Raw genomic sequence first — 18,698 nt, forward strand, 5'->3', positions numbered from 1 at the left:
CAAGCGAATCTGAGGCTAGTTTGAATCCAGTTTTCGAAACGCCGGGAAGCGGCGTCTGAGGCGTCATATGTACCGGTCCTTCGGACCAATCAGGAGGGCGGGATGGCTAAGACCGTCCTGATCGTGGAAGACAACGAGCTCAACATGAAGCTCTTCCGCGACCTGTTGGAGGCGCACGGGTACCAGACCTCCGGCACCAGCAACGGCTACGAGGCGCTCGACCTCGTGCGCAAGATGCGGCCCGACCTCGTGCTGATGGACATCCAGCTGCCGCAGGTCTCCGGCCTCGAGGTGACACGCTGGATCAAGGACGATCCGGAGCTGCGTGCCATTCCCGTTGTCGCGGTCACGGCGTTCGCGATGAAGGGCGACGAAGAGCGCATCCGCGAGGGCGGCTGCGAAGCCTATTTGTCCAAGCCGATCTCGGTCGGCAAATTCATTGAGACGGTCCGGCGTTTTATCGGATAGGAAGTGAGTTCACAGTGTCCGCGCGTATCCTGGTCGTCGATGACGTTCCCGCCAACGTCAAGCTGTTAGAGGCCCGCCTTTCCGCCGAATATTTCGACGTGATGACCGCTGCGAACGGCACCGAGGCGCTCGCGATCTCAAGGCGTGCCGAATGCGACATCATCCTGCTCGACGTGATGATGCCCGACATGGACGGCTTCGAGGTCTGCCGCCGCCTCAAGACCGATCCGGCGACGCACCACATTCCCGTCGTGATGGTCACCGCGCTCGACAGCCCCGCCGACCGCAACCGCGGGCTCGAGGCCGGTGCCGACGACTTCCTGACCAAACCCGTCTCTGACGTCGTGCTGATCGCGCGGGTGCGCTCGCTGACGCGGCTGAAGATGATGACGGATGAGCTGCGCATGCGCGCCATCACCTCGCTCGAGATCGGCATGCAGGCGCCCGAGCGCAGTGCGATCGCCGACACCGGCAAGGGCGGCCGCATCCTGCTGGTCGACGACCGCCAGTCCTCCTACGAGCGGCTGGCGACAATCCTCGCCGCCGAGCATACCATCGATGTCGAGCCGAACCCGACGGAAGCGCTGTTCCACGCCGCCGAGGGCAATTACGACCTCCTGATCGTCTCGCTCGACCTCAACAATTTCGACGGCCTGCGCCTGTGCAGCCAGGCGCGCTCGCTGGAGCGCACGCGCCACGTCCCGATCCTGGCCATCGCCGACCCCGAGAATTCGACGCGGCTGCTGCGCGGCCTCGAGATCGGCGTCAACGACTACCTGCTGCGTCCGATCGACAAGACCGAGCTCTTGGCGCGCGCCCGCACCCAGATTCGCCGCCGCCGTTACACCGACCATTTGCGCGACAACGTGCAGAACTCGATCGAGATGGCGATCACCGACGCGCTGACCGGCCTGCACAATCGCCGCTACATGGAGAGCCATCTGGCGACGCTCGCCGAGCAGGCCGCGACCCGCGGCAAGCCGCTGGCGCTGATGATCCTGGACATCGACTATTTCAAGTCGATCAACGACAATTACGGCCACGATGCCGGCGACGACGTGCTGCGCGAGTTCGCGGTGCGGGTGCGCAAATCGATCCGCGGCATTGATCTGGCGTGCCGCTACGGCGGCGAGGAATTCGTCATCGTGATGCCGGAGACGGATCTCCACGTCGCCGGCATGGTCGCCGAGCGCCTTCGCCGCTCGATCGCGGGCGAGCCGTTCGCGATCCACAAGGGTGCCAAGCGCATCGAGGTCACGATCTCGATCGGCCTCACCACGCTGGAGCGCAAGGGCGAGGCCGTCGCCGACGTCCTCAAGCGCGCCGACACCGCGCTCTACCGCGCCAAGCACGACGGCCGCAATCGCGTGGTGTCGCACGCAGCGTAAGGGCCGTCCGCGCAAAGTTGCGAAAACAACCCCATGCACAGTAGCCGGTGCGAGCCGGATCAATGGGTTACGCGGGTGGCGAGTTGGCTTGCGCCGGCGGCAGCGTCATTTGACCCTTCGGGCAAAACAGGAGCATATTGGTAGGGTCGCGAAATGGTCCTGACGGGTAGTCAGGCGCCCGCGCTTCCTCCGCAAATTCCGGTGTCATTCTCCGCCTTGTGCGCAGTCGCGCACTGGAGCGGGGAATCCAGTACGCCGCAGCTTCTCGGGTTTAGCCTCACTGTCTCTGGAATACTGGATCACCCGCTTTCGCGGGTGATGACAGCGAGCGATCAGGCGAGAGCGGTTAGTCTGGAGCGCGCTTGCTCCGTTTCTCCGCCGGGTTCGCATCCTCGCCCACATCCACCCCCGCATTCCGCAACAACACCTTCGCCGCTTCCTTCGCGGCCCTTGCCATCGCCGGATCGTCACGCACCAAGTCCTGCGCGATGGAGCCGTCGACCAGCAGCACCAGCTGTGTCGCGAGAGCCTCCGCATCGGCGACGCCGAGCTCGGTCAGGCGGTCGCGAAACCAGAGGCGGCGGCTTTCCTTGAAGGCGATCGCGATCTTCTTCACGGCGCGGTCGGCGGGGCCGAGCTCGGCGACCGCGTTGACGAACGGGCAGCCGCGAAAGTCTTTCGCCGCGAAGCGTCGCTCCAGCGAATCGAACGTTGCGAGGATCTGCTCGGCGGGCGGCTTGTCGGAGGGGCGTGCGCTGACGAAGCGGCGCTCGAGATAGGCCGCGATCAGCGCGTCCTTGGACGGGAAGTGATTGTAGAGCGTGCGCTTACTGATGCCGACCTCGGCCGCGATGGTGTCGACGCCGATGGCGCGAATGCCTTGCAGATAGAACAGCTTGTCGGCGGTCTGAAGGATCCGCTCTTTCATCGTCTGTGGGGCAGGCGGGGGAGCCATGCAGCGGAATGCGTCCTGTTCGCTTGACAGCCGCTTCCATCTATAGCCTAAGTAGACAGGTCTGTGTACCCAAAAACATCGGCAAAAGCAGAGGACGGCACGCGTGCCGCGCCCAAAAGGGAGAAGAAAAATGCCCCTGCTGCAGGTCCTGCGTCCGACGTTGCCGATCCTGATCGGCGCCTCGATCATGCTGACGCTGAGCATGGGGCTGCGGCAGTCGCTCGGCATTTTCATGCAGCCGCTGACGCACGACATCCACATTTCGATCTCGGATTTCACGCTTGCACTGGCCGTGCAAAACCTCGCCTGGGGCTTCCTGCAGCCGCCCGCCGGTGCACTCACCGTGCGCTACGGCTTCCGACCGATCATGATCGCGGGCGCGCTGATGTACATCGCGGGCCTCGCGCTGATGGCAACGGCGAATGGGCTTCTCAGCATCATGATCGGCGCGGGCGTGCTGATCGGGACCTCGCTCGCCTGCACCGCGGCGGCGATCGCGATGTCGGTGGCGGCACGTGCGGTGCCAGAGACGGTGCGCTCGACCGTGCTCGGCATCGTCTCCGGCGCGGGCTCGCTCGGCGCGCTGCTGTCGGCGCCGATCGGGCAGATGCTCAACGAGGGCTTTGGCTGGCGCGTCGGGCTTGCCGGCTTCGTCATCATGTCGGTGCTGATGATCCCTGCGGCCTGGTATGCCGGGCGCGTCGACAAGATTCCGTTGCCGAAGCCGGCGGCCGACGAGATCGATGATGCCACGGCTGCAGCCGCGGCGAGGACCGCGTTCGGCAATGCCTCCTTCGTGGTGATGACCTGCGCCTATCTCGTCTGCGGCATGCAGCTCGTGTTCCTCACCACGCACCTGCCGTCATATCTCGCGATCTGCGGCCTCGATCCGATGCTGAGCGCGCAGACGCTCGGCATGATCGGCGGCTTCAACGTGCTGGGCTCGCTGTTCTTCGGCTGGGCCGGCCAACGCTGGAACAAGCTGGCGCTCTTGGGCGGGATCTACATCCTGCGCTCGCTCGCGCTCGCCTGGTACTTCATGCTGCCGGCAAGCCCGTTCTCGACGCTGCTGTTCGGCGCGATCATGGGCTTTCTGTGGATGGGCGTCGGCCCGCTGGTCGCGGGCGCGGTCGCCGAGATGTTCGGCCTGCGCTGGCAGGCGATGATCCAGGGCCTCGCCTTCATGAGCCACCAGATCGGCAGCTTCCTCGGCGCCTACGGAGGCGGGCTGCTCTACGACGCGCTCGGCTCCTACACCATGGCCTGGCGCATCGGCGTCGCGCTGGGCCTTGCCGGCGGCATCGTGCAGGTCGCGTTCGCGCTGATCAAGCCGTCGCAGCCGCCGGCGCCGGTGTTGCGGACGGCGTAGCAGGGCTGCGGTCGAAATCGCGCGCAGCCGGGAGCAAGGCAAGTTCGCGTAGCAGATGGCCAGTACGGCCCATGTGACGAGCATGTTCCGAACGAGAAAGCCGATCGGCTTTCTCGGCCACATCACCAACATTGATACGAATTTACGCACTGAAGTTACCTGGCCTGCTCCTGCCGCGACGTTTCGGCGATGCCTTCGACAGCCCCGTTGCGTCAGATCACTTGTCGTTTCATTATGAATGGTTACACGCTACAGTAGTCTTCGCGAACGAGAAGCGAAGGCCTCGTCTTTTACGTTGCGTTCAAGGGGCCGCGCGACATTTCGTTCGGAGAGGGGCCGTGCGCGATGATGGCAGGAACTCTCTTGAATGCGTTGTACAGTGCGCGGCGGATCCGACCGCCGATGAGCGTAACATGTCGCTCGCTGTCGATCGCAGTCATGCTCTCGGCCTGGCCCGGTGGAGCGAGCCTGGCGCAGCAAGCGCTTCAGACCGGTGGCGCGGGCACGCTCTTTCAGAACGTCCGCATCTTCGATGGCAAGAGCGCCACGCTGTCTGCCTCCTCCAACGTCTTGGTGCGCGGCAACAAGATAGAATCAATCTCGCTCCAGCCGATAGCGGTGGATAGCCCGGCGGAGATTCGCATCATCGAAGGCGGCGGGCGCACGTTGATGCCCGGCCTCATCGACAACCATTGGCATGCGATGCTGATCCGAGTGACGCCGGAACAGTCGCTCGGCGACGTCGGCTACGTCAATCTTGTCGCTGGCGACGAGGCTGCGCACACTCTGATGCGCGGTTTTACCAGCGTTCGAGACGTGGGCGGGCCGGTGTTCGGGCTCAAGAGCGCCATCGACGAGGGTATCATCAAGGGGCCGCGCATTTTTCCGTCCGGCGCGATCATTACGGTCACGAGTGGGCATGGCGACTTCCGCCAGCTTACCGACCTGCCGCGGACGATCGGCGGCATGCTCAGCCGCATGGAACAGACCGGCGGGGCAATGGTTGCGGACAGTCCCGACGAGGTCCGCGTCCGTGTCCGCGAACAGCTCATGCAAGGCGCCTCCCAAGTCAAGTTGACGGCTGGCGGCGGGGTGTCGTCGCCTTTCAGTCCGATCGACGTGACCACCTTCACCGAACCGGAAATACGCGCCGCCGTCGAAGCGGCCGAGAACTGGGGCACCTATGTCGCTGCGCATGCCTTTACGCCTGCTGCCATTCGGGGAGCCATTGCGGCTGGGGTGAAGTGTATCGAGCACGGCTTCCTGATGGACGAGGCATCAGCGAAGCTGATGGCGGAGAAGGGTGTATGGCTGAGTCTACAGCCTCTCCCCGACGATTTGAGGCTGGGCTTTCCTGTAGGCTCGGTCCAGCGAGCCAAGGCGGATGAGGTCTGGCCCGGCATAGTCAGGTCCTACGAGTTGGCGAAGAAGTACAAGATCAAGACGGCGTGGGGCACCGACGTCCTGTTCTCTGCAGCGCTCGCGCGCCAACAGGGGGCCATCCTGGCCTCGCTCGCTCGCTGGTACACGCCCGCCGAAGCGCTGACGATGGCGACATCGACGAACGCCGAACTGCTGGCGCTATCGGGCAAGCGGAATCCTTATCCCGGCAAACTCGGCGTCGTGGAGCAGGGCGCGCTCGCGGATTTGCTGCTCGTCGACGGAAATCCCCTGGACAATATCGGCCTTCTTGCCGACCCCGCCAACAATTTCAGGGTAATCATGAAAGATGGGATTATCTACAAGGATGCGCTCGCCCGTTAAAGCGCGATGAGATTAGGGATGAATCATCATCGCGCTTTAGGTTGTCGTTCACGCATGATCTTTCCGGAGCCGCTTCGCACTTTTCCAGATCATGCTTGAGCACGACATCGTACCGGTGCCGGCGAATGCTCCGACAATCGCTGCCTGACGCTTCCCTTCCGCGACCGCCTCTATCGGGGATGCGGGCTGCGGCGTGGCTGGGGCGGCTGTTGCACGTAGGGGTTTTCCAGGCACATTGCCGACTGGCCCGCGGCGCTCGCTCTGCACTCGTCCCATGAACGATACTGGCACGAGATCCAGGTGATGCCGCCCCGTTTCCAGCTCTGAAGGCATACCGGCGAGTTGCCGCCGAACCGCTGCGCTGCGGCTGGACTGGGCGCGGACATGGTGATCAAGACGAAGAGGAGACAGGCAAGCGTGCGCACCACGATCAGCGCTGCCGGGGCGGAGGTGGCTGCTTGAACCTCACGCGTGGGTTCACATCGCAATACATGTTCCATCGCCCGGACGCCGACGCCAGGCATTGTTCTCGCGTCGAATACATGCATTCGCCGGGATAGCCGAGGTGCCCGCCAAAGACGCACCAGGGATATTCACGCTCAGCCTTTGCTGCGGAAGAAAATCCGATGACCATGACGACGATGAGTAGGGCGGTGCGCATGCGATTCTCCCATCATGTCTGAGCGGCGCAAGAGGTTCACTCTCGAAAGATAGCCGCTCGATGATCGTGGCTCAACAATGATGGCTCAAGCGGGTTCCTATCTCGCGCCGGAGTGTCGCAGGTAGGCGCGCGCAGAGGCGTGCGAGCGGTGTTGTCGCCACGCGCCATCAGTGAGGGCCTTTTGCGACGAAGCAATCCAGATCCTTCTGCAGAGACGTCAGGAGCACATCAGTTTGGTCTCGTGCTCTCGATGCAGCGCAGCGCCCGATAGCTTGGCCCCGGGGCACGTGCGCCGAAACGACAACGGGGCCCGCAAGGGCCCGCGAAAATCATCCTTAGCGCTACGCCGCGATCTTACTTGATCTTGGCTTCGCGGAATTCGACGTGCTTGCGCGCGACCGGGTCGTACTTCTTCTTGACCAGCTTGTCGGTCATGGTGCGCGAATTCTTCTTGGCAACGTAGTAGAAGCCGGTGTCGGCCGAGGACACAAGCTTGACCTTGATGGTGACCGCTTTGGCCATGTTCTGAACCTCAGAATATCAGGGGAATCTGGAGCCGGCCAAACGGCCCGCGTTGGCCGGCAACCTAGTCAGAAACGGCGGGAAGTCAAGGTTTCAGGCGGCGGAAACCGCTCAAATCGGGCCCATTAGGCTTCGAAGAACCGGTTTTTCGGCCGCGGCAGGCCCAGATTCTCCCTCAAAGTGGGCCCTTCATACTCTTTGCGGAAAATCCCGCGCTTCTGCAACTCCGGGACCACCTTGTCGACGAAATCGTCGAGGCCGGCGGGCAGGAACGGGAACATGATGTTGAAGCCGTCCGAGCCGCGCCCGACCAGCCATTCCTCCATCTGGTCGGCGATGGTCCTGGCGGTGCCGACGAAGGACAGCCCACCATAGCCGCCGACTCGCTGGGCGAGCTGGCGCACGGTGAGCTTCTCGCGGGCGGCGAGATCGACCAGGCGCTGCCGGCCGCTCTTGCTGGCATTGGTCTCGGGGATTTCGGGAAGCGGCCCATCGGGATCGAAGCCGGAGGCATCGGTGCCGAGGATGACGGAGAGCGAGGCAATGGCGCTGTCGTAATGCACGCGGCTGTCGAGCAAAGCGCGCTTCTCCTTGGCCTCATCCACGCTGTCGCCCACGACGACGAAGGCGCCGGGGAGGATCTTCAGGTGCTCGGGGTCACGGCCGATCTTCTCCATGCGGCCCTTGATGTCGGCATAGAGTTTTTGGCCATCGGCGAGGCTGCCGCCGCCGGTGAACACCGCTTCCGCGGTCTCGGCGGCGAGCTGCTTGCCGTCTTCGGAGGCGCCGGCCTGCACGATCAGGGGCCAGCCTTGCACGGGGCGGGCGATGTTGAGGGGGCCGCGCACTTTGAAGTATTTGCCCCTGTGGTCGAGGGTTTGCATCCTGGCGGGATCGAAGAACAGCCCGCTCTCGACGTCGCGCACGAAGGCATCGTCGGCGAAGGAGTCCCAGAGGCCGGTGACGACGTCGTAGAACTCGCGGGCGCGCTTGTAGCGCTCGGCGTGCTCCATATGATCGTCGAGGCCGAAATTCAGCGCCGCGTCCGGGTTCGAGGTGGTGACGATATTCCAGCCGGCGCGGCCGCCGCTGAGATGGTCGAGCGAGGCGAAGCGGCGCGCGACGTGATAGGGCTCGTCGAAGGTGGTCGAGCCGGTCGCGATCAGGCCGATGCGCTCGGTCACGGCTGACAAAGCCGATAGTAGCGTGAACGGCTCGAACGAGGTCACGGTGTGGCTGCGCTTGAGCGCGTTGATCGGCATGTTCAGCACGGCGAGGTGATCGGCCATGAAGAAGGCGTCGAACTTGCCGGCCTCGAGCTTTCGGATCAGCGTCTTGATGTGGCCGAAATTGAAATTGGCGTCGGGCCAGGCCCCGGGATAGCGCCAGGCGCCGGTGTGGATGCTGATCGGGCGCATGAACGCGCCAAGCTTGAGTTGCCGTTGTGCCATCGACCGGTGTCCGTTCTTGGTGACGCTCGCAAAGACATAGGGACGCAGCGGAACTCCGCCATTGGGGGAGACGGGAAGATTATTTTGTTTTTCGATGCTCTCTCAGCACGTCATTCCGGGGCGCGCCTCTTGGCGCGAACCCGGAATCCATCGAATTGCGGAGACAATGGATGAATGGATTCCGGGCTCGCGCTGCGCGCGCCCCGGAATGACGGAGGAGAGAGCCGCGCTGGATGACGAACGAGGGCTTGGCACCTCGAAGCCTAGCTCAAAATATCCTTCTGCATCCTGCCGCCGTAGAAGTGGAAGAACGGCACCGGCGCGTCGTGGCGGAGCGGGCCGGTGGCAAGGCGGGTGTCGAGCTCGTTGAGCACGTTGCGCGTCATCGGATGCAGGTCGGCGAGCGGTTTTGAGCCGAGCTCGACCCAGACCAGCTCGACCAGCTCCGCATCGGCATGGATCACGCCCTCGACGCGGTGGGTGATCGCGGAGGCATCGGCGGTGAAGAAACGCGTGTCGAAGCGCTTGACGCGGCCGGGCGGGGTGATCGCGCGCGCGATCAGGAACAGGCTGGAGGGATCAGGCAGCAGGCCCGCATCCGCGAACGGCTGCCAGGGGCCTTCGAGCTTTGGCACTTTGCCTTCGGCCTTGCGGCCGAGGCAGAGGCCGGTCTCCTCGCAGGCTTCGCGGATGGCGGCAATGGCGAGCGATTTCGCGCGCGAGGCCGGCGTCTTCGGACTGCCCTTGGCGAGATTGGCTTCCAGCTCGGCGGTGATCGGCGCAGCGCAGGGTACGCGATAATCGGCCTTGTCGACGCGCCCGCCCGGGAAGACGAATTTTCCCGGCATGAACACCACCTTGTCGTGGCGCTTGCCGACCAGCACTTTCGGAATGGCGCCGCTGCGGTCGACCAGGATCAGCGTCGCTGCATCCTTCGGGCGGAAGTAAGGATGATGATCGGCTTCCTTCTCCTCGTGAACCCTGGTCTTCTCCTCGGCCTGCGAAATATCGGTCATGTCCTCACCCGAACTGTTCTTTTACGTGTTTACACAGGCGGAATACCATCGGGAGGGTTGTCGTCAAACCCGTGCATGCGCAGAGCCCATTGCAAGCCGACCACAGCTCCCTTCACGGGCTGCAGCAGCGCGAGCGAGGCGACGAAGGTGAAGGGCAGATAGGCCGCGAAGCTGAGCCAGACCGGGGTCGAATAATTGGTCTCGATCCAGAGGATCGCGGGCACCACGATGTGGCCGACGATGACGATGACGAGATAGGCGGGCAGATCGTCGGCGCGATGCGGCGTGAAGTCGAGGCCGCATCTGGCGCAATGGTCGGCGGTCTTCAGGAAGGCGCGGAACAGCTTGCCTTCGCCGCAGCGCGGGCAGCGGCCGCGAAAGCCGCGCTTCATTGCCGACCAGACGTCGCGCTTCTCGACGAGGCCGCTCTCGCGCGTCCAGACCTTCGGGGCCATCCTCATCGTCACCACGCCTTGCCCTTCTTGCCCTTGCCTTTGTTCTTTCCTTTGGCCTTATTTCCTTTGCCGGACTTTTGTTTCTCCGGCTTGCGTTTTCGCTCCGGGCTGCGCCCCGGATGCGGCTTGGACGATTTGCGCTGCGGACGGAGCGGCCTGCGCTGGCGCGGGCCGCTGTCGTTCTCGGACGACAGCAGCTCGAAGCGCAGCGCGCCCGCGATGGGAGCGGCCTCGATCAGGCGGACGTCGACGACGTCGCCGAGCTGGTACATGGTGCCGCTGCGCGTGCCGACGAGGGCATGGCGGCTCTCGTCATAGTTGAAATATTCCGTGCCGAGGGATCGGATCGGGATCAGCCCGTCAGCGCCGGTCTCGCTGAGCTTCACGAACAGGCCGGCGCGGGTGACGCCGGAGACGCGGCCCTGGAAGCTGGCGCCGATGCGGTCGGCGAGGTGATGGGCGATGAGGCGGTCGACGGTCTCGCGCTCCGCCTTCATGGCGCGCCGCTCGGTCAGCGAGATATGCGCGGCGACTTCGCTCAAGCTTTCCGGCGTCTCGCTGTCGGGCAGGGCGCCTTCGCCAAGGCCAAGCGCACGCACCAGCGCGCGGTGCACGACGAGGTCGGCATAGCGGCGGATCGGCGAGGTGAAATGCGCATAGCGGCGCAGGTTCAGGCCGAAGTGACCGTAATTCTCCGAGGAATATTCAGCCTGCGCCTGCGCGCGCAACACGACCTCGCTCACCAGCGGGTAATAGTCGTGGCCTTCAAGTTGAGCCAGCACGCGGTTGAATGTGGTCGGGCGGAGCGCGCCGGACTTGGCGAAGGGAACGTCCAGCGTCTCCAGGAATTCCGCGAGCGCGTGAACCTTCTCCAGCGTCGGCTCGTCGTGCACGCGGTAGATCAGCGGGAGCGATTTCTTCTCCAATGTCTCCGCTGCAGCGACGTTGGCGAGGATCATGAACTCCTCGATCAGCTTGTGCGCATCGAGACGCTCGGGGACCACGACGCGGTCCACGGTGCCGTCGCTCTTCAGGAGGATCTTGCGCTCGGGCAGATCGAGATTGAGCGGATCGCGCTCGTCACGCGCGCGCTTGGCGCAGGCATAGGCGGCATAGAGCGGCCTCAGGATCGGCTCGAGCAGGGGGCCGGTGATGTCGTCGGGGCGTCCGTCGATCGCGGCCTGCGCCTGCGCGTAAGCGAGCTTGGCGGCCGAACGCATCAGGATGCGATGAAAACTGTGCGAGCGCTTGCGGCCGTCGGGGCCGAGCACCATGCGCACTGCCAGCGCGCCGCGCGGCTCGCCGGGCACCAGCGAGCAGAGATTGTTGGAGATGCGCTCGGGCAGCATCGGCACGACGCGGTCGGGGAAATAGACCGAGTTGCCGCGGTCGAGCGCGTCGCGGTCGAGCGCCGTGCCCGGCCGTACGTAGAAGCTGACATCGGCGATGGCGACGTTGACGATGAAGCCGCCCTTGTTGTTGGGATCCGGATCGGGCTCGGCATGCACCGCGTCGTCGTGATCCTTGGCATCGGGCGGATCGATGGTGACGAGCGGGACGTCGCGCCAGTCCTCGCGGCCTTTCAGATTGGCGGGCTCTGCCGCTTCCGCCTCGCGCTCGGCGGCGGAGGAGAACTGCAAGGGAATGTCGTGGGCGTAGATCGCGATCAGGCTGATCGCCTTCTCGGACTTGACCGAGCCGAGCTTCTCTTTCACCCGGCCGGAGGCGAGGCCAAAGCCGCGGCTGCGGACGATGTCGACGCTGACGAGGTCGCCATCCTCAGCGCCGCTAGTGTCGGTCTTGGCGATGTTCAGCTCGCGGTCCGCCATCTTCTTGTCGACGGGAACGAGCCGGCCGCCGCCCTCGGGCAGGCTGCGGAAGACGCCGAGGATGCGGCTCTTGGCCTTGTCGATGACCTTGATGATGCGGCCGCGATAGGCGGGACCTTCGTCGTCATCGCTGCGCTCGACGCGCAGCAGCGCGCGGTCGCCTACGCCGGCGGCGGTGCCGGGCCTCGGCCGGCGCGGCATCTCGATGAGGATCTTTGGCGGCTCGCCGTTCTCGACCTCGTCCCATTCGGCGGGGGAGGCGATCAGCTCGCCATCGGAGTCGCGGCCGGTGATGTCGGCGAGCAGCGTCGGCGGCAGCGCGTCCGGCTCGGAGACCTTGTGGCGCTTCTTCTTGATGATGCCGTCGTCGGCGAGCTCGCGCAGCATGCGCCTGAGCTCGGCGCGATCGGCGTTCTTCAGGCCGAACTCGCGCGCGATGTCCCGAGTCCCGACCTTTCCTGGATTTGCCTTGATGAAGGCGACGATGGCTTGCCTGTCGGGAAAGCCACGGTCTCTCTGCGGTTTCACTTAACCTCTAATTCTTGATCTCAGGTCTTGCCGGCACTCTTCTTGGCCGGAGTATTTGCCGGATTCTTGGTGGCAGCTGCCTTGGTCGGCGACGTCTTTGCGGTCGACGGCACGGCGGCGCGCGCCTTGCTGGTGGATTCGGATTTGGATTTGGCCGAGGCTTTCTTCGCAGCCGGCTTCTTCGGCTTCGGTGCGGCGTCCTCGCCGTCCGCAGCCTTCTCTGACGCTTTCTTGGCCTTGGCCGGCTTCGCCGCCTTCTTGGCCTTGCCGCCACCCTTGCCGCCACCCTTGGCGGCGCGCTCGTCGATCAGCGCGATCGCCTGCGGGAGCGTGATGGTGTCCTTCTCGAACTCGGCCGGGATGGTCGCGTTGACGCCGCCCGCGGTGACATAGGCGCCGTAACGGCCGCTCTTCACGGTGACGGTGCCGAGCGTCGGATGATCGCCAAGCGCCTTGCCGGGATCGGCGCCAAAGCGGCGGCTCGGGCCCTTGGCAACCTTCTCCGCGATCAGCGTCACGGCGCGGTTGAGGCCGATGTCGAACACCTCGTCGCCGGCCTCTAAGCTGGCATAGGTCTTCTCGTGCTTCACGAACGGTCCGAAGCGGCCGAGGCCCGCGGTGATCGGCTGGCCGGTCTCCGGATGCTTGCCGATCTCGCGCGGCAGGGACAGCAGTTTTAGCGCAAGCTCGAGATCGACGTCGCTAGGCGAGGTGCCCTTAGGGATGCCTGCGCGCTTGGGCTTCTCGCCTTCTTCATAATCCTTCTGCTCGCCGAGCTGGATGTAGGGGCCGAAGCGGCCGGCCTTGACCCAGACATCGCGACCCGTGTCGGGATCCTGGCCGAGCGAACGGTCAGCAGTCGCCTCGCCATCGGCGGCGAGCTGACGGGTGTAGCGGCATTCCGGATAGTTCGAGCAGCCGACGAAGGCGCCGAACTTGCCGGCCTTGAGGTTCAGCCGGCCGGTGCCGCAGTTCGGGCACTGCCTGATATCGCCACCATCGGCGCGCGGCGGATAGATGTGCTGGCCCAGCATGTCGTCGAGCACGTCGAGCACCTGGGCGACGCGCAGCTCCTTGATGTCGTCGACGGCGCCGATGAAGCCGGTCCAAAAGTCCTTCAGAACCTGTTGCCAGGAGATCTCGTTGTTGGAGATGCGGTCGAGTTGCTCTTCGAGGCTCGCCGTAAAGTCGTACTCGACATAGCGGGCAAAGAAGCTTTCGAGGAAGGCGACCACGACGCGGCCCTTGTCCTCGCCGTGCAGACGCTTCTTCTCCAGCTTGACGTAGCCGCGGTCCTTCAGGACCTGCAGGATCGAGGCATAGGTCGAGGGCCGGCCGATGCCGAGCTCCTCCATACGCTTGACTAGTGAAGCTTCCGAGAAGCGCGGCGGCGGCTCGGTGAAATGCTGGGTGACGGACAGGCTCTGCCGCTTCAGGGCGTCGTTCGGGCTCATCGCGGGCAGGCGGCGCGAATCCTCGTCCTCCTCGTCGTCGCGGCCTTCCTGGTAGAGCGCGAGGAAGCCGTCGAACTTGACGACCTGGCCGGTGGCGCGCAGCTCCAGGGTGCGGGAGCCGGCCTTCGCCGTGATGTCGACGGTGGTGCGCTCGAGCTCGGCGGATTCCATCTGGCTCGCGATGGTGCGCTTCCAGATTAGCTCATACAGCTTGGCCTGATCGGCATCGAGCTTGCGGCTCATGCTGTCGGGGCGGCGGGAGAGGTCGGTCGGGCGGATCGCTTCGTGCGCTTCCTGGGCGTTCTTGGCCTTGGCCTGGTACTGGCGCGGGCTATCCGGCACGTAGGCGTTGCCGTAGTCCTCGCCGATCACCTTGCGCGCCTGGGTGATCGCCTCCGGGGCGATCTGCACGCCGTCGGTACGCATATAAGTAATGAGTCCGGTGGTCTCGCCACCGATGTCGATGCCCTCATAAAGACGCTGGGCGATGCGCATCGTGTGCGCCGGCGCAAAGCCGTATTTGCGGCTGGCTTCCTGCTGCAGCGTCGAGGTGGTGAAGGGCGCCTGCGGATTGCGACGGGCCGGCTTGGCGTCGACCGCGGTGACCGCGTAAGTCGCCAGTTCCAGCGCCTTCTTGAAGTCTTCGGCTTCCGCGCCGGTGCCGATGTCGAGGCGCTGGATCTTCTTGCCGTCGGCGCCGACGAGGCGCGCCTCGAAGGCATCGCCCCGCGGGGTGAGCAGGGTCGCGATCAACGACCAATATTCGCGCGGCACGAACTTCTCGATCTCGAGCTCGCGGTCGCAGACGAGGCGCAGCGCCACCGACTGCACGCGGCCGGCCGAGCGGGCGCCCGGCAGCTTGCGCCACAGCACGGGGGAGAGAGTGAAGCCGACCAGATAGTCGAGCGCGCGGCGCGCCATGTAGGCGTCGACCAGGGCGCCGTCGATCTCGCGTGGATGCTTCATCGCCTCCGAGACGGCCTGCTTGGTGATGGCGTTGAACACCACGCGCTCGATCTTCTGATCCTTCAGCGCGCGCTTCTCCTTCATCACCTCCAGCACGTGCCAGGAGATGGCTTCGCCCTCGCGATCGGGGTCGGTGGCGAGAATCAGGCGGTCGGCGCCCTTCAGCGACTTCGCGATATCGTTGAGCCGGCCGGCCGCCTTGGGATCGACCTCCCAGATCATCTTGAAATTGGCGTCGGGATCGACGGAACCATTCTTCGCCGGGAGATCGCGGACATGGCCGAACGAGGCCAGAACCTCATAGGACGAGCCCAGATATTTGTTGATCGTCTTGGCTTTCGCCGGCGACTCCACAATGACGATATTCATTTAGTTCCAGTGGCTTACGGGAAAATCTTGGGCCGAAAACGAAAGGACTCGGGTCGGCCGTTTCGACCCGAACATGGGTGGTGAGCGGCCCCCTGTCAAATCGTGGGGTGTTGAAAGGCGCCGCAATGGGAAAAGTTTCATATCGAAAAAGTTGCAGAATACCACCTTGGAGTTGCGGTTGATGTGGGCGTAATGTCCTGTCGGGGCATGGATTCGGGTGGGGTACTGGTGACCAAGCCAGGAAAAAAACGGGCGCGCGCCGGGTCCGGCGCGCCGGGGGGCACGCGTCACGAGGAACCGGGGGAGGGCGGTGCGGACGAGGCCGTGGCCTTCATCGCCGAGCAGACGGGGGCCTTACGCAAGCTGGCCGAGCGCCACAAGCTGGACGTGCTGCATTATCTCTTGGGCATGACCAAGCTCGAGGCCGACGAGCACCTGCGGCTACGGACCAAGCGCAAGCTGTCGTGACAGGCTGGACGAATTGAACTGCCGCGCTCGACCCGCGACCAACCAAGCGTGAATAGCGCGTCCAATCTCTCGACCCTGGCTGACAAGCTCCGCAACGACATTCGTAGCCTCGTCATCATGGCGGCCTTGATCGGAGGGTTGATCCTCTGGTTTGCGGCTACCGGCTCGACCGACCGGGTGATCTATCGCGGCGTCGATCAAGCCTGGGCCGAGCCCGGCCGTGTCTATCTCATGACAGAGCCTTCCGGTCATTACATGATCGAGCGGAACGCAGATTTCGCCGCCATGAAGGTCGGCTGTGTTTATGACCTGAGCTACGACGTCCAGTTCGGGCGGCATCAACGCGCAAACCGCCTGAAAACCGTCCGCAAAGCCAGCCTGGTCGGATGCTAGCGAAGCTCAGCTTCGCCAGACTAGTTCGCTTCGGCCGACCTTCGTCGCCGCGCCGGCCGCGGCTTTAGGGTGGTGTCGGCGGGGCTGAGCAGGCGGCCGTCATCGGCGCGCATTTCCAGCTTCTTCACCGGACGGCCTTTCGCGCGATCGACCAGGATGGTCGCGATCTCCTCCGGGTGGTCGTCGAACTCCTCGCTCCATTGCCGCAGCGCGACCAGGATCGGGAAGGTGCCGCGGCCCTTCGTCGTCAGCACATATTCCTGATAGGCGCTGCCGTCGGAGGCGGGGGCGGTTTCCAGAATGCCGTGGTCGACCAGCGATCGCAGCCGCGCCGCCAGGATGTTCTTGGCCATGCCGAGCTTGTTCTGAAACTCGCCGAAGCGGCGGACGCCGAACAGCGCCTCGCGGATGATCAAGAGCGACCACCAGTCGCCGAGCGCCTCAAGCGACCGCGCGATCGGGCAGGCATCACCGGCAAAGCTCGTTCGTTTCACCATCGTCGTCCATCCGGTCGCGTTCAGTCGATCACGCGCTTGTGTGGTTGCATCATAAAACCATATGGCCTAAATCGCAATATGGTTTCATCATGCAACTACTGGAGGCGAGCGTGAGACTGAAGGACAAGACGGCGCTGATCACCGGCGGCAATAGCGGCATCGGGCTGGCGACGGCAAAACTGTTCGTGGCCGAGGGCGCCAAGGTGGTGATCACCGGGCGTAACAAGGAGACGCTGGCCGCGGCCGCGAAAGAGCTCGGGCCGAACGCGCTCGCGCTGCCAGCCGACGCGACGGACATCGCGGCGACGGAAGCTGCGATCAAGCAGGGCGCGGAGAAATTCGGCAAGTTCGACATCGTGTTCGCCAATGCCGGCATCGCCGGCGGCACTCCGCTGGGATCGGCGACACCAGAGGTGTTCGAGAAGGTGATCAGCACCAATCTGACCGGCGTGTTCTTCACCGTTCAATCCGCGTTGCCCTTTCTTAAGGACAGCGCCTCGATCATCCTCAACGGCTCGGTGATCTCGGTGCTCGGCATTCCCGGCTACTCGGCCTACGGCGCGGCGAAGGCCGGCGTGCGGGCGATGGCGCGGATCATGGCCTCAGAACTGTCGCCGCGCGGCATTCGCGTCAACGTGGTCGCGCCGGGCGCGATCCGCACCCCGATCTGGGGACCCGCGACCGCGACGCCGGAAGCCGAAAAGGTGTTCGAGAAGCGGATCGCGCTGTCGACGCCGCTCGGCCGCATCGGCGAGACCGATCACGTGGCGAAGACGGTGCTGTTCCTCGCCTCCGATGATTCCGCGCATGTGCAGGGCCAGGAAATCTTCGTCGACGGCGGCGCGGTGGCCTCGCCGAGCGGCGCGCCGATCTATCGCGGCTGACTTAATCCATCAAACGTGATTCCGCCCGGCGCAACACACGCGTTGCGCCGGGCGGCTTGGCTGTCGCGAGTCCTAGGCGGCGCGCAGGCTTGTTGCGGACTGGAGCGCGCCGGCAATCGCCTTTTCGCGGTGCTCCGGCCCGAGTTGGATGCCGTCAGCCGGGATGAATTCGACGCTGGTGATACCGATGAAGCCGAACACCCAGCGCAGATAGGTTTCGAGATGCTCGCCGGCTGCGTAGGGCGTCTCTGCGCCGTAGTGGCCGCCGCGCGAAATGGCCACGATCACGCGCTTGCCGCCGGCGAGTCCCTCCGGCCCGGCCGCGCCGTACTTGAAAGTCTTCCCCGCCACGAGAATGCGGTCGATCCAGGCCTTGAGTTGGCTCGGAATGGTAAAATTGTACATGGGCGCGCCGATCACGACGATGTCGGCGGCCAGGAACTCCTCCAGCGCCGCCGCGCTTGCGGCAAGGTCGGGCCCGAGTTCCGCCGGCGCGGCGGCGCCTTGCGCGGCGGCGAGGTGCGAGCCGGAGAGGTGGGCGAGCGGCGTCTCGGTCAGGTCGCGGTAGACGACTTGAAGCGAGGGCGTCGCCTGCCGGAGCCGGTCGACGATGGCGGCGGAAACCTGCCGGCTAACGGAGTGGGGGCCGAGCACGCTGGAGTCGACATGGAGGAGCTTCATGTGGGGTCACCCTGGTATAAGTTTGTAACCAGCGCTACATGTGTGACTATCGAAATCCCCGCAAGAACGCACTTTTTTGAGCCATGGGCACATCATTGAAACCTGCGCACATCGAATTGCCTGCTCCGCCGCGGCCAAATCCGAGGCCGGATCCAAGGCCCATGTCACGGCCCATGCCGGATCCCAACCATGCGGACTGCCGCGGGGTCGCCTCCGTGCTGTCCCGCGTCGGCGACAAGTGGAGCGTGTTCGTCATCATGATGCTGAGCGACGGGCCAAAGCGCTTCAACGAGCTCAAGCGCATGATCAACGGCATCTCGCAGCGGATGTTGACCCTGACGTTGCGTGGCCTCGAGCGCGACGGCCTCGTCACGCGCACGATCTTTCCGACCATCCCGCCGCGGGTGGACTACGAGCTGACCGAGCTTGGCCGCGGCCTCCAGCAGCCGGTGCAAGCGCTCGGAGAATGGGCGATCGCGCATCTGGAGCAAATCGAGGCGGCACGAACGCGGTTCGATCGACGCAAGGAAGGTTAGCGTACGGCCTCCAATCCGTCATTCCGGGACCCGGGCGAAGCGAG

The 18,698-nt window shown here is 64.6% G+C and carries 19 protein-coding genes; 8 read left to right on the top strand and 11 right to left on the bottom strand.

The features are described from left to right. The first annotated feature begins 102 nt into the window (after positions 1-102). Both ABIA45_RS06185 and ABIA45_RS06190 read left to right on the top strand, forming a co-directional pair. Entirely contained in the window at positions 103-468 is a 366-nt protein-coding gene (locus tag ABIA45_RS06185) for a response regulator (RefSeq protein ID WP_008566616.1), read from the top strand. Positions 469-482: 14 nt separating this feature from the next. Further along, positions 483-1,856: a PleD family two-component system response regulator gene (locus ABIA45_RS06190; RefSeq protein WP_225152436.1), complete on the top strand. Its 1,374-nt coding sequence runs from the start codon at positions 483-485 to the stop codon at positions 1,854-1,856. Positions 1,857-2,202: 346 nt separating this feature from the next. Here ABIA45_RS06190 and ABIA45_RS06195 read toward each other — a convergent pair whose 3' ends face one another. Further along, positions 2,203-2,811 (bottom strand): TetR/AcrR family transcriptional regulator, encoded by a 609-nt coding sequence (locus ABIA45_RS06195; RefSeq protein ID WP_333919199.1) that lies wholly within the window; start codon positions 2,809-2,811, stop codon positions 2,203-2,205. A gap of 130 nt (positions 2,812-2,941) precedes the next feature. Between ABIA45_RS06195 and ABIA45_RS06200 the strand changes: the two genes are divergently transcribed. Both ABIA45_RS06200 and ABIA45_RS06205 read left to right on the top strand, forming a co-directional pair. Next, positions 2,942-4,180, top strand: coding sequence for an MFS transporter (locus tag ABIA45_RS06200; RefSeq protein ID WP_271538166.1), 1,239 nt, complete (start codon positions 2,942-2,944; stop codon positions 4,178-4,180). Positions 4,181-4,618: 438 nt separating this feature from the next. After that, a complete protein-coding gene (locus tag ABIA45_RS06205; RefSeq protein ID WP_404651395.1) occupies positions 4,619-5,944 on the top strand; it encodes an amidohydrolase family protein in 1,326 nt (441 codons plus the stop codon). Positions 5,945-6,114: 170 nt separating this feature from the next. Here ABIA45_RS06205 and ABIA45_RS06210 read toward each other — a convergent pair whose 3' ends face one another. From ABIA45_RS06210 to topA, 8 genes are all read right to left on the bottom strand, one after another. Further along, positions 6,115-6,468 carry a DUF3551 domain-containing protein gene (locus ABIA45_RS06210; RefSeq protein WP_404651396.1) on the bottom strand — a complete coding sequence of 118 codons (354 nt, stop codon included), beginning with the start codon at positions 6,466-6,468 and terminating at the stop codon, positions 6,115-6,117. Continuing rightward, positions 6,375-6,605, bottom strand: coding sequence for a DUF3551 domain-containing protein (locus ABIA45_RS06215; protein ID WP_271538160.1), 231 nt, complete (start codon positions 6,603-6,605; stop codon positions 6,375-6,377). The genes ABIA45_RS06210 and ABIA45_RS06215 overlap by 94 nt, the downstream gene beginning before the upstream one ends. A 354-nt stretch (positions 6,606-6,959) precedes the next feature. Next, on the bottom strand, positions 6,960-7,127 hold the full coding sequence (gene rpmG / locus ABIA45_RS06220; protein WP_007603295.1) for a 50S ribosomal protein L33: 168 nt from the start codon (positions 7,125-7,127) through the stop codon (positions 6,960-6,962). Positions 7,128-7,252: 125 nt separating this feature from the next. Next, positions 7,253-8,578 (bottom strand): LLM class flavin-dependent oxidoreductase, encoded by a 1,326-nt coding sequence (locus tag ABIA45_RS06225; RefSeq protein ID WP_404651398.1) that lies wholly within the window; start codon positions 8,576-8,578, stop codon positions 7,253-7,255. A 263-nt stretch (positions 8,579-8,841) separates the two neighbouring features. Then, entirely contained in the window at positions 8,842-9,594 is a 753-nt protein-coding gene (locus tag ABIA45_RS06230; protein WP_271538158.1) for an NUDIX domain-containing protein, read from the bottom strand. 29 nt (positions 9,595-9,623) lie between these two features. After that, the gene (locus ABIA45_RS06235) at positions 9,624-10,064 is read right to left on the bottom strand and encodes a DUF983 domain-containing protein (protein ID WP_275510147.1); all 441 of its coding nucleotides are present in this window, start codon (positions 10,062-10,064) and stop codon (positions 9,624-9,626) included. Next, a complete protein-coding gene (gene rnr, locus ABIA45_RS06240; protein ID WP_404651399.1) occupies positions 10,058-12,406 on the bottom strand; it encodes a ribonuclease R in 2,349 nt (782 codons plus the stop codon). Before rnr ends, ABIA45_RS06235 begins: the two co-directional genes overlap by 7 nt. 20 nt (positions 12,407-12,426) lie before the next feature. Further along, positions 12,427-15,195: a type I DNA topoisomerase gene (topA, locus tag ABIA45_RS06245; RefSeq protein WP_404651400.1), complete on the bottom strand. Its 2,769-nt coding sequence runs from the start codon at positions 15,193-15,195 to the stop codon at positions 12,427-12,429. 228 nt (positions 15,196-15,423) lie between these two features. Between topA and ABIA45_RS06250 the strand changes: the two genes are divergently transcribed. After that, positions 15,424-15,663: a hypothetical protein gene (locus ABIA45_RS06250; protein ID WP_036025554.1), complete on the top strand. Its 240-nt coding sequence runs from the start codon at positions 15,424-15,426 to the stop codon at positions 15,661-15,663. Positions 15,664-15,780: 117 nt separating this feature from the next. Continuing rightward, complete coding sequence (locus tag ABIA45_RS06255) at positions 15,781-16,056, top strand: hypothetical protein (RefSeq protein ID WP_271538151.1); 276 nt, start codon at positions 15,781-15,783, stop codon at positions 16,054-16,056. A gap of 20 nt (positions 16,057-16,076) precedes the next feature. On the opposite strand, the gene ABIA45_RS06260 is transcribed toward ABIA45_RS06255, so the two are convergent. Beyond that, the gene (locus ABIA45_RS06260) at positions 16,077-16,553 is read right to left on the bottom strand and encodes a helix-turn-helix domain-containing protein (RefSeq protein ID WP_271538149.1); all 477 of its coding nucleotides are present in this window, start codon (positions 16,551-16,553) and stop codon (positions 16,077-16,079) included. A 110-nt stretch (positions 16,554-16,663) separates the two neighbouring features. On the opposite strand from ABIA45_RS06260, the gene ABIA45_RS06265 reads away from it, so the two are divergent. Next, positions 16,664-17,437, top strand: coding sequence for an SDR family oxidoreductase (locus ABIA45_RS06265; protein WP_271538148.1), 774 nt, complete (start codon positions 16,664-16,666; stop codon positions 17,435-17,437). 72 nt (positions 17,438-17,509) lie between these two features. On the opposite strand, the gene ABIA45_RS06270 is transcribed toward ABIA45_RS06265, so the two are convergent. Continuing rightward, entirely contained in the window at positions 17,510-18,118 is a 609-nt protein-coding gene (locus tag ABIA45_RS06270) for an FMN-dependent NADH-azoreductase (protein WP_271538146.1), read from the bottom strand. Between the two features lie 83 nt (positions 18,119-18,201). Here ABIA45_RS06270 and ABIA45_RS06275 point away from each other — a divergent pair, with 83 nt between their 5' ends. Then, complete coding sequence (locus ABIA45_RS06275; RefSeq protein WP_404651402.1) at positions 18,202-18,654, top strand: winged helix-turn-helix transcriptional regulator; 453 nt, start codon at positions 18,202-18,204, stop codon at positions 18,652-18,654. The last annotated feature ends 44 nt before the right edge of the window (positions 18,655-18,698 follow it).

This window comes from Bradyrhizobium sp. USDA 336 (genome assembly GCF_044908355.1).
In the GTDB taxonomy this organism is placed as follows: Bacteria; Pseudomonadota; Alphaproteobacteria; order Rhizobiales; family Xanthobacteraceae; genus Bradyrhizobium; species Bradyrhizobium yuanmingense.

Coding starts and splice junctions, on each gene's coding strand:
- ABIA45_RS06185 (WP_008566616.1), top strand. CDS start 103: ATGGCTAAGACCGTCCTGATCGTGGAAGACAACGAGCTCAACATGAAG.
- ABIA45_RS06195 (WP_333919199.1), bottom strand. CDS start 2,811: ATGGCTCCCCCGCCTGCCCCACAGACGATGAAAGAGCGGATCCTTCAG.
- ABIA45_RS06200 (WP_271538166.1), top strand. CDS start 2,942: ATGCCCCTGCTGCAGGTCCTGCGTCCGACGTTGCCGATCCTGATCGGC.
- ABIA45_RS06205 (WP_404651395.1), top strand. CDS start 4,619: ATGCTCTCGGCCTGGCCCGGTGGAGCGAGCCTGGCGCAGCAAGCGCTT.
- ABIA45_RS06210 (WP_404651396.1), bottom strand. CDS start 6,468: ATGCCTGGCGTCGGCGTCCGGGCGATGGAACATGTATTGCGATGTGAA.
- ABIA45_RS06215 (WP_271538160.1), bottom strand. CDS start 6,605: ATGCGCACCGCCCTACTCATCGTCGTCATGGTCATCGGATTTTCTTCC.
- rpmG (WP_007603295.1), bottom strand. CDS start 7,127: ATGGCCAAAGCGGTCACCATCAAGGTCAAGCTTGTGTCCTCGGCCGAC.
- ABIA45_RS06225 (WP_404651398.1), bottom strand. CDS start 8,578: ATGGCACAACGGCAACTCAAGCTTGGCGCGTTCATGCGCCCGATCAGC.
- ABIA45_RS06230 (WP_271538158.1), bottom strand. CDS start 9,594: ATGACCGATATTTCGCAGGCCGAGGAGAAGACCAGGGTTCACGAGGAG.
- topA (WP_404651400.1), bottom strand. CDS start 15,195: ATGAATATCGTCATTGTGGAGTCGCCGGCGAAAGCCAAGACGATCAAC.
- ABIA45_RS06255 (WP_271538151.1), top strand. CDS start 15,781: ATGGCGGCCTTGATCGGAGGGTTGATCCTCTGGTTTGCGGCTACCGGC.
- ABIA45_RS06260 (WP_271538149.1), bottom strand. CDS start 16,553: ATGGTGAAACGAACGAGCTTTGCCGGTGATGCCTGCCCGATCGCGCGG.
- ABIA45_RS06270 (WP_271538146.1), bottom strand. CDS start 18,118: ATGAAGCTCCTCCATGTCGACTCCAGCGTGCTCGGCCCCCACTCCGTT.
- ABIA45_RS06275 (WP_404651402.1), top strand. CDS start 18,202: ATGGGCACATCATTGAAACCTGCGCACATCGAATTGCCTGCTCCGCCG.